At 45.1% G+C, this 9,285-nt stretch carries 10 protein-coding genes; 7 read left to right on the top strand and 3 right to left on the bottom strand.

Annotated elements, in window-relative coordinates; translation table 11 throughout:
- Positions 1 to 126: 126 nt before the first annotated feature.
- The 3 genes from ACMN7X_RS07020 to ACMN7X_RS07010 are packed head-to-tail and all read right to left on the bottom strand — an operon-like array spanning position 127 to position 2,893.
- Positions 127 to 906 carry an ABC transporter ATP-binding protein gene (locus tag ACMN7X_RS07020; protein WP_418746758.1) on the bottom strand — a complete coding sequence of 260 codons (780 nt, stop codon included), beginning with the start codon at positions 904 to 906 and terminating at the stop codon, positions 127 to 129.
- Positions 903 to 1,790 (bottom strand): ABC transporter permease, encoded by an 888-nt coding sequence (locus ACMN7X_RS07015; RefSeq protein ID WP_418746760.1) that lies wholly within the window; start codon positions 1,788 to 1,790, stop codon positions 903 to 905. The genes ACMN7X_RS07020 and ACMN7X_RS07015 overlap by 4 nt, the downstream gene beginning before the upstream one ends.
- A 32-nt stretch (positions 1,791 to 1,822) precedes the next feature.
- On the bottom strand, positions 1,823 to 2,893 hold the full coding sequence (locus ACMN7X_RS07010) for an ABC transporter substrate-binding protein (protein ID WP_418746757.1): 1,071 nt from the start codon (positions 2,891 to 2,893) through the stop codon (positions 1,823 to 1,825).
- A gap of 274 nt (positions 2,894 to 3,167) precedes the next feature.
- Between ACMN7X_RS07010 and ACMN7X_RS07005 the strand changes: the two genes are divergently transcribed.
- The 7 genes from ACMN7X_RS07005 to ACMN7X_RS06975 all read left to right on the top strand — a co-directional run bounded on the left by ACMN7X_RS07005 (position 3,168) and on the right by ACMN7X_RS06975 (position 9,245).
- On the top strand, positions 3,168 to 4,187 hold the full coding sequence (locus ACMN7X_RS07005; protein WP_418746756.1) for an FAD:protein FMN transferase: 1,020 nt from the start codon (positions 3,168 to 3,170) through the stop codon (positions 4,185 to 4,187).
- Positions 4,188 to 4,287: 100 nt separating this feature from the next.
- The gene (gene rsxC / locus ACMN7X_RS07000) at positions 4,288 to 5,640 is read left to right on the top strand and encodes an electron transport complex subunit RsxC (RefSeq protein ID WP_418746755.1); all 1,353 of its coding nucleotides are present in this window, start codon (positions 4,288 to 4,290) and stop codon (positions 5,638 to 5,640) included.
- A 19-nt stretch (positions 5,641 to 5,659) separates the two neighbouring features.
- Positions 5,660 to 6,610: an RnfABCDGE type electron transport complex subunit D gene (locus ACMN7X_RS06995; RefSeq protein WP_418746754.1), complete on the top strand. Its 951-nt coding sequence runs from the start codon at positions 5,660 to 5,662 to the stop codon at positions 6,608 to 6,610.
- The gene (locus ACMN7X_RS06990; RefSeq protein ID WP_418746753.1) at positions 6,610 to 7,182 is read left to right on the top strand and encodes an RnfABCDGE type electron transport complex subunit G; all 573 of its coding nucleotides are present in this window, start codon (positions 6,610 to 6,612) and stop codon (positions 7,180 to 7,182) included. The genes ACMN7X_RS06995 and ACMN7X_RS06990 overlap by 1 nt, the downstream gene beginning before the upstream one ends.
- Positions 7,182 to 7,868 (top strand): electron transport complex subunit RsxE, encoded by a 687-nt coding sequence (gene rsxE / locus ACMN7X_RS06985; RefSeq protein WP_418746752.1) that lies wholly within the window; start codon positions 7,182 to 7,184, stop codon positions 7,866 to 7,868. Before ACMN7X_RS06990 ends, rsxE begins: the two co-directional genes overlap by 1 nt.
- Positions 7,868 to 8,464: an electron transport complex protein RnfA gene (locus tag ACMN7X_RS06980; RefSeq protein ID WP_418746751.1), complete on the top strand. Its 597-nt coding sequence runs from the start codon at positions 7,868 to 7,870 to the stop codon at positions 8,462 to 8,464. Before rsxE ends, ACMN7X_RS06980 begins: the two co-directional genes overlap by 1 nt.
- 13 nt (positions 8,465 to 8,477) lie before the next feature.
- Positions 8,478 to 9,245 carry an RnfABCDGE type electron transport complex subunit B gene (locus ACMN7X_RS06975; RefSeq protein ID WP_418746750.1) on the top strand — a complete coding sequence of 256 codons (768 nt, stop codon included), beginning with the start codon at positions 8,478 to 8,480 and terminating at the stop codon, positions 9,243 to 9,245.
- Positions 9,246 to 9,285 lie beyond the last annotated feature (40 nt).

Below are 9,285 nucleotides of genomic sequence, written 5' to 3'. Positions count from 1 at the left end.
GAGATGGTTGTCGTTAGCCATCTTTTTCTCTTTTTATAGAAAAATTTCAGGGAGGTATGTGACTCGGACGAGGCACATACCTCCCTGTTTAGAACTGTCTATTAACCGACAGCCCCCTTTTCGATTTTATAAAGAATTTCCGTATTCTAAACTGATTTCATTAAATTTGTTGAGAATCTCCGACAGCGGCAGATTCTTTTTTTCTTCTCCGGCCACATCAATAATGGCTTTTCCCTGGTGCATCATAATGAGGCGGTTGCCGTACTGAAGGGCAAATTTCAGATTATGGGTGACCATCAGGGTCGTCAGCTTCTTCTCATGGACAAGATGATCTGTCAACTCCATAATGTTATCCGCTGTTTTAGGATCGAGAGCCGCCGTATGTTCATCCAATATCATCAGAGAGGTCGGCGTTAAAGTGGAGGTCAGCATGGCCAGAGCCTGACGCTGCCCGCCGGAAAGGGAACCGACTTTATCATCAAGGCGGTTTTCAAGGCCGAGCTTCAGCGTTTCCAGCAGGGTACGATAATAGTCTATCCGGTCTTTTTTTATACCAAGGTGAAGATTAAAGGACTTTCCCTTTGTATCAGCCAGGGCAATATTTTCAAGGATACTGAAAGAAGGGCAGGAGCCCTTGGAAGGATCCTGATATACCCGGGAAATAAACTCAGAACGCCGGTATTCTTTCATTTTTGTGATATCCTGGCCATCCTTGATGATCTGTCCTTTGTCCGGGACAAGACTTCCGCATAAAAGATTCAGCATCGTTGTCTTCCCTGAACCGTTGCTTCCGATGACAGAGATAAAATCATCATCGTGAATCGAAAGGTTGAAATCTGTAAAAAGGACAGATTCGTTGACTGTGCCGGGCTCAAAAGTTTTATATATGTGACTTAATTCAATCATGACCTGGAACCCCCTTTCGCGTCGAACGCCCGTCTGGAGACGAGGGCTATAAGGAAAATGATCGTCATCAAAAGTTTCAGGTTATTTGGATTGATCCCAAAATTGATCGCCAGGGAAAGGCAGGCTTTGTAGACAATGGCGCCGAGAATAACGACCAGTGTCGGCCTGATAAAAGAAACCTTGCCAAAAAGGGCCATACCGATAATGACGGAGGCAATACCCATGACAAGCATACCTGTTCCCATGGAAATTTCAAAGTAGCGCTGCTGCTGACAGAGGACGGAACCTGCGGTGGCCACTAAACCGTTGGCGATCATTAAACCGACGATTTTTACCCTGCCTGAATCTTTTGCCAGAGATGTGACCATGATTTCATTATCGCCGGTGGCGCGCAGAAGCATTCCGGAGCGGGTCTTTAAATACCAGTCCAGCAAAAATTTCAGAATCATTGCCAGAATGAAAATGATAACCAGAGTTACATATCTGGAAATGGATTCCGGAAAAAGTGCGGCCGGACCGCTGTTGAATATGGTATTTGCCTTTGTGATCGAGAGCAGCGCAGTTCCTCCGACAATCATCAGGTTTACGGAATACAGCCCCGTACTTGTTAAAATACCGGACAGAAGATCCGTAATCTGCAGCTTGACATGGAAAATGCCTGTAATAAAACCGGCGGCAGCGCCGCAGGCAAAGGCGACAATCAAAGCAAGCCATGGATTAAAGCCGAGGCTTAGAAGAAGCGCTGTGACGGCGGCTCCAAGGGGAAAAGTACCATCTACCGATAAATCCGGAAAATTCAGAATACAGTAGGTGATATAAATTCCGAGAGCCATGATGCCATAAATAAGCCCCTGTTCTAATATGCCGCGGATAATTGAAATAATAATGTCCACGTATCCGTTCCTCCTGGTGTTACTTATTCTGCTTCAGTGTAAGCGTCTTTATATTCATCCGGAATCGTAAGATTAAACTGGCTCATCACATCGCTGTTAACGTAAAGGGAACCGCTGCTTATAACTTCAACAGGAATTGAAGAGGCATCTTCACCTTTTAAGACGGCGGCAGCCATTTTACCTGTCTGACGGCCAAGCTCGACATAATCAAGGCCCATAGAGGCGGCACAGCCGTTGACGACCTGTTCCACTTCGGAGCCGAATACAGGAATACCTGCTTCATTGGCTTTTGCGAGAACCGTATCCAGATTGTTGACGATATTATTGTCCGTCATATTGGAAATGCAGTCCACCTTTGTGACGAGGGCGTCCAGAGCGATCGGAATGTCGGATGAAGAGGAAACGCCGGATTCGATGATCTCAAAATCATATTTCGGAGCCAATTTCTTGTAAGTTTCCAGTGTGCTGAGAGAATTTACCTCACTTGTCGTATACATGATACCGATGGTTTTAGCTTCCGGCATCATGGCACGGATCATTTTTAACTGGTCTTCCACAGGAAGAGCATCGCTTGTCCCTGTGCAGTTGGAACCCGGAGCTTCCAGAGACTCTACCAGTTCAGCCGCTACCGGGTCAGACACAGCGGTAAAGATAGTAGGGATGTCTGTGCCCTGGGCGGCATTGTAGCAGGCCATGGCGCTTGGAGTTGCGATAGCGCATACGAGGTTATATTTTTTAGAAACAAAATTCTGAGCGATAACGCTGGCATTGGCCGGATCGCCCTGAGCATTTTGATAATCGATCGTCAGATTTTCACCTTCGACAAAGCCTTCTTCGGCCAGCCCCTCAAGAAAGCCCTCACGGCAGTTGTCCAGAGAACCGTGTTCGGCTAACTGGGAAATGCCGATCGTATAGGAACCATCCGCATTTTCCGCGTTGGAAACGGTTTCATTTGAAGATTCAGCTGCGGTTTCCGAAGATTCGGCAGCGGCTGTTGTGCTTTCTGTTTTCGAATTGTTTCCGCAGCCGCCCAGCATTGAAAGAACCAGTGCTGTGCAAAGTGTCAGTTTCAAGAAAAATGAAGATTTTTTCATAATAAATTCCTCCTGTTAAAATATTAAGTGCTTAAAGGCTATTCTACAACCCAGATTATAAGAATGTCAATGGAAAAACGAAGGCGAATAAAAATAGATGTATTTTTTTTAATACAAAAAAAGACTTCTCAAAAAAACTGGGGTTGTTGCTTGAAAAACAGTTGATAACAGTGTAAAATAGAACAGAATGGAGTGTAGTATCGAGGTGATTAGTATACATTCAGGCAAGATAATAAAGACGATCATTCTTGCGTTATGCATAATGTCAGGGGTGATGGCTTTTGTTTCATGTGACAAAGCTTTAACAGAATCAGCGGCAGAAGCCCAGGATACGGCATTTTCTATGGGAACAGCCATAACGTCTACTTTATATGGAAGAGATGGGAATCAACTGGAAGATAATCTGGAGAAGATTCGCCGGTGCCTGGATGAAGTGGATTCGGATATTTCATGGAGAAAAGAGAATTCCATGGTTGATACGTTCAATCAGCAGCATGAAGTTTCCGTAGGGGAGAGAGAAGAGGTTTTTCGCAAGGCCCTTGAAATCGCGGCGGACAGCGGCGGGGCATTTGATCCGACAGTGCTTTCGGTGTCAGGCCTTTGGGATATCGGCGGTGAAAACCAGAGGCATCCTTCGGAAACAGAGATAGAGGAAGCCTTAAAAAATGTGGACTATCAGGCGGTGACGCTGTCGGATGGAACGTTGAAGACGGAAAATATACATATTTTGTTTGAACTCGGGGCCATTGGCAAGGGATATGCCATCGCCGAGGCCGCCGAAGCTATTGACAGAGATGGAATGTCCGGCGGGATCATTTCCGCGGGAAGTTCTATTTTGACTTTTGGCACAAAGCCGGACGGCAGTTCTTTCCGGGTCGCTCTGCGGGATCCGCGGGGGGAACAGGATGACCGGATTGGCATTTTGACGCTGACAGATACATCCATTTCAACTTCCGGCGATTACGAGAAGTATTTTGAGGAAGACGGCGTGCGCTATCACCATATTTTGGACGCCCGGACGGGATATCCGGCGGACAGCGGACTGATGTCGGTGACGGTTATTGATGAGGACAGTGTCCTTTGTGACGCTTTATCGACGGCCGGATTTATTCTTGGTTTAGATGAAGGTATGCGGTTGATGGATAAATATGGTGTGTTGTCAATATTTGTTGATAATCAGCGAAATGTATATTATAATAAGGAGAGTATTCTTGATTTATTGTCTTTTGAGGGCGAAGCGGAAGGCTATCGGCTGGTGCCCTATGGAGACGCAGAAGGGGATATACCTAAGTAGTTAGAATAGATGGAGATTCAGGACTATTTAGTATATTATATATTAAATCATTAAACGTAGGGGCTTGCCCCGAGGTTTAAATTTAAAGAGGAGGATTCAAATGGCTAAAAATTCAAATGGACTTCTTTGTAAGTTAGGAATTGTAAAAAGCCCTGGAGCAGCCGTGCCTCACAGAAAGAACACAAAAGATTGTGCGACTGTGGACATGCCAGTTCCTGCACAGGTCACCCTGGTTATGCAGCAGCATATCGGTGCGCCTTGTACGCCTACGGTTAAAGTCGGCGACGAAGTGTTTGTTGGTACCATTGTTGGTGACAGCACTGCACCTTTCTCCGCACCTATTCATTCCAGTGTGTCAGGAAAGGTTAAAAAAATTGATTCAATTTTAATGCAGAATGGTTCAAAAGCTCAGGCTGTGATCATCGAAAGTGATGGACAGCAGACTGTTGACCCGGCTATCAAACCACCGGTGATCAACAGCGATGAAGATTTAATCAAGGCTGCTCATGATTCCGGCCTGGTTGGTCTTGGTGGCGCTGGTTTCCCAACCCACATTAAGATCAGTCCGAAACCGGAAGTTAAAGCGGCAATCGATTATCTGCTGATCAACGCTGCTGAATGTGAGCCATATCTTACCCCGGACGTTCGTGAAATCCTTGAAGATGCGGACCACGTTGTTGAAGGTATGAAGATGGTTGCAAAATTATTGGATGTAAAAAATGCTGTGATCGGTATCGAGGACAATAAGCCGGAAGCAATCAAGCTTATGACAGATCTTCTTGCGCAGGTTAAGATTGACGGTATCAATTTCAAGGTTGAAACATTGCCGTCCCGTTACCCGCAGGGTGCTGAAAAAGTTTTGATTGACCAGTGTACAGGCCGGCAGGTGCCTCCGGGAAAACTGCCTTCAGATGTTGGCTGCGTTGTTATGAACGTTACATCTATCGCAGTGCTTGCAAATTATGTTGAAACGGGTATGCCGTTGACAACAAAACGTCTGACTGTTGACGGTTCCGCAATTAATGAGCCTAAGAACGTACGCGTTCCGATCGGTACATCGATTAAGGATATCGTTGAATTCTGCGGCGGATATAAGGGTACTCCATCCAAGATCATCTCCGGTGGTCCTATGATGGGACAGGCCATGATGTCTGATGACTTCCCGATCCTGAAACAGAATAACGGTCTTTTGATTTTCGATAAGCAGGATGCAGAAATGGCAGAGCCGACAGCATGTATCCGCTGCGGACGCTGTGTAAATGCCTGTCCGATGAACCTCATGCCTACAAAGCTGGAGTCCTATACGCATATCGGAAATACAGATGAATTACAGAAACTCAATATTATGAACTGTATGGAATGTGGATGCTGCGGCTTTGTATGTCCGGCAAACCGTAAACTTGTACAGTCGATTCGATTAGGCAAAAGCCTTGTCAGAAATGCAAGCAATTAGAAAGTAGGTGTAATAAACAATGGATGGTAAATTAATCGTTTCTTCATCGCCGCATCTTTCCAGCACGGTGAAGACCAGAAATATCATGCTTGATGTTATTATCGCAATGGTTCCTGCTTTAATTGCATCAGTTTACTATTTCGGACCTAGAGCACTGGCGCTCGTTGTTGTTACAGTAGCAGCCTGTGTGATTTCCGAGTACATTTCACGTAAGGTTATGAAACGTGAGCAGACGGTTGGTGACCTTAGTGCTGTTGTTACAGGTATGCTTTTAGCATTCAACTTCCCGGCTACGCTTCCATTCTGGATCGCAGCTATCGGCGGTGTTGTTGCTATCGTTATGGTTAAGCAGATGTTTGGCGGTCTCGGCCACAACTTTGCAAACCCGGCGATCACAGCCCGTATTATTTTAATGACATCTTTCGCATTACGTATGACAACCTGGATTGCTCCGTTTGCATGGAGAGGCGCTGTTGATGCGACTTCCACAGCAACACCGCTGGCAATGATCACAGCAGGCAATACAGCAGAACTTCCTACATATATGCAGATGTTCCTTGGTGAAAGAGCAGGATGTCTCGGTGAGACATGTATTCTTGCTTTATTGATCGGCGGAATCTATCTGGTAGCTAAAAAAGTTATCAGCCCTACAATTCCGGTTTGCTATATTGCAACAGTATTTGTATTCTCCGCAGTTTTAGGTCAGGATCCTGTTATGCAGATTCTTTCCGGTGGTCTTTTCCTCGGTGCGATCTTCATGGCAACAGATTATGTCACAAGTCCTATCACAAATAAAGGTAAAGTTATTTACGCTATCGGATGTGGTATCATCACAGTGATGATTCGTCAGTTCGGTTCTCTTCCGGAAGGTGTTTCCTTCTCCATCCTGCTGATGAACATTCTGACACCGCATATCGAAAATCTTACAACACCGAAGACATTTGGTGCTGGAAAGGAGGCTTCCAAATAATGAACATGAATCCTAAAGATATTATTGGGCCTACCTCTGTATTAGTTGGCGTTTGTCTTGTGTTTACGGCAGCCGTTGTAGGTACGAACAGCCTGACAGCAGAAAAGATTGCAGTTTTAAATCAGAAAACAGCGGATGAAGCCAAGATGGAAGTGCTTCCTGAAGCAGACAGCTTCTCCACTGAAACAATCACTATTTCGGCCGGAGATATTGAATATTATGCGGCAGCGAATGGCGCCGGATATGTTTTCAATACATCCTATAAAGGCTACGGCGGTGCTGTCGGTGTTATGACAGGTATTTCCGCTGATGGCGAGATCACAGGCGTTAAAGTTGTAGATTGTAATGAAACACCTGGTCTTGGTATGAAGGCTCAGTCTGATCCATCCTTCACAGCCCAGTATGTAATGGCTATTCCTGAAGGCGGTGTCTTTGAAGTAACAAAAACTGGTAAAACTGCTGACAATCAGATTGACGCAATTTCTGGTGCAACAATTACTTCCAGAGCTGTTACAAACTCTGTAAATTATGCAATTGAAGCTTATCAGCAGATTACAGGAGGTGCAAACTAATGGCTAAAAAACAGAAAAGTTTATGGGAGGTTTTTACAGCCGGCTTTGTTAAAGAAAACCCTGTATTACGTCTGGTTATCGGTACTTGTCCTACATTGGCCGTTACAACAATGGCTTTCAACGGTGTAGGTATGGGCCTCGCAGCGACGGCTGTACTGATCTGTTCCAACGCTCTTATTTCTTTGTTAAGAAACATTATTCCGGATAAGATTCATATTCCGGTTTATATCACAATTATTGCCGCATTCGTATCCATCCTGCAGATGCTTGTAAAAGCTTTCGTGCCGGCCTTGGACAGTGCGTTAGGTATTTTCCTTCCTCTGATCGTAGTTAACTGTATCATCCTTGGTAGAGCAGAAAGCTTTGCCGGTAAAAATCCGGTGCTTCCGTCTATCCTTGATGGTGTGGGTATGGGCCTTGGTTTTACGATCGCCCTTACGATCATGGGCAGCATCCGTGAGATCATCGGTGCCGGAACATGGTTTGGCATGCAGATTATCCCGAAGGCTGTTGACCCGATGTTGATTTTAATTCTGGCTCCGGGTGGTTTCTTTGTATTCGGTATGCTGATGGCTTGTGCAAACAAGATCGCAGAGAAGAAGGGCAAAGAACCGGCAAAACTTGGTTGTGCGGGTTGTCCTGCAGCAGCCGGTTGCGGTCAGGCTGAGAAAGGAGGATGTGAATAATGTCAGTTACAGGTTTAGTTTCAATCTTTTTGGCAGCTATTCTTACGAACAACTTCGTATTGTCCAAATTCTTAGGTATTTGTCCATTCCTTGGTGTATCCAAGAAACTGGATACAGCCGTTGGTATGAGTGTGGCCGTTATCTTCGTTATGACTCTGGCTACATGTGTTACATGGCCGATTCAGACATTCATTCTTGATCCTAACGGTTTAGGATATTTGCAGACAATCGTATTTATTTTGATTATCGCTGCATTAGTACAGTTTGTAGAAATTTTCTTAAAGAAATATGTTCCGGCGTTGTATTCAGCACTTGGTATTTATCTTCCTCTGATCACAACAAACTGTGCCGTACTTGGTGTTACTGTATTAAATATCGATGAAGGTTATAACTTCGTTGAGTCTATCGTAAATACTGTTGGTGCTGGTTTTGGTTTCATGCTTGCTATGGCTATCTTCGCAGGCGTTCGTGGCCGTATGGAAACCAGTGATGTTCCAAAATTCCTTCAGGGACTTCCAATTGTATTAGTAGCTGCATCTATTGTTGCTTGTTCTTTCCTTGGATTCCAGGGATTAGTAGACGGCTTGTTCAATTAAGGAGGATTTACTCATGGGAATAATTGTTGTTGTAGTAATCGGCCTTATTGCAGGTCTGATTCTTTCCGTAGCTTCTATCGTGTTTGCCGTACCGGTAAATGAAAAAGAAGAAGCGATCGTAGGCGTTTTGCCAGGCGCTAACTGTGGTGCCTGTGGTTTTGCCGGCTGTTCCGGTTATGCAGCTGCTTTGGCGGCAGGTACCGCCGAAGTTGGTCTCTGCTCCCCTGGCGGTCCGGATGTTGCCGCAGAATGTGCAGAAATTTTAGGTGTTTCCGCAGGTTCTATGGAGAAAAAAGTTGCTATTATCCAGTGTGCAGGTACATGCGATGCTGTTAATCAGAAGATTGAGTATGAAGGTATCGATACATGTCAGGCTGTAAGCCTTATGTGGAGCGGTGACAGTGCATGTCAGTATGGCTGTCTCGGCCACGGCGATTGTGCCGCTGTCTGCCCGGAAAATGCAATTACGATCTGCAACGGTCTTGCTACTGTAAACCCAGATCTTTGTGTAGGTTGTGGGCTTTGTGCAAAAGCTTGTCCGAAGCATATCATCATTATTGAGCCTTTGAAATTTACACAGCATGTTCGTTGTGTCAATAAGGACAAAGGTGCTGAGACAAGAAAAACATGTAAAGTTGGCTGTATCGGTTGTATGAAGTGTCAGAAAGAATGTGAAGCTGGCGCTATCACCGTAACAAACTTCAACGCAACGATCGACTACGATAAATGTACAAACTGTGGTCATTGTAAAGAAGTATGCCCGGTACATGCTATTCAGTAATTAAAAACTGAGCAGTGGGGGATATCCGAAATCGAAAGAT

The organism is Frisingicoccus sp. (assembly GCF_048388605.1).
In the GTDB taxonomy this organism is placed as follows: Bacteria; Bacillota; Clostridia; order Lachnospirales; family Lachnospiraceae; genus Frisingicoccus.
The sequence above is the reverse complement of the archived record's forward strand: the minus strand, read 5'-3'. Positions and strand labels throughout refer to the sequence as shown.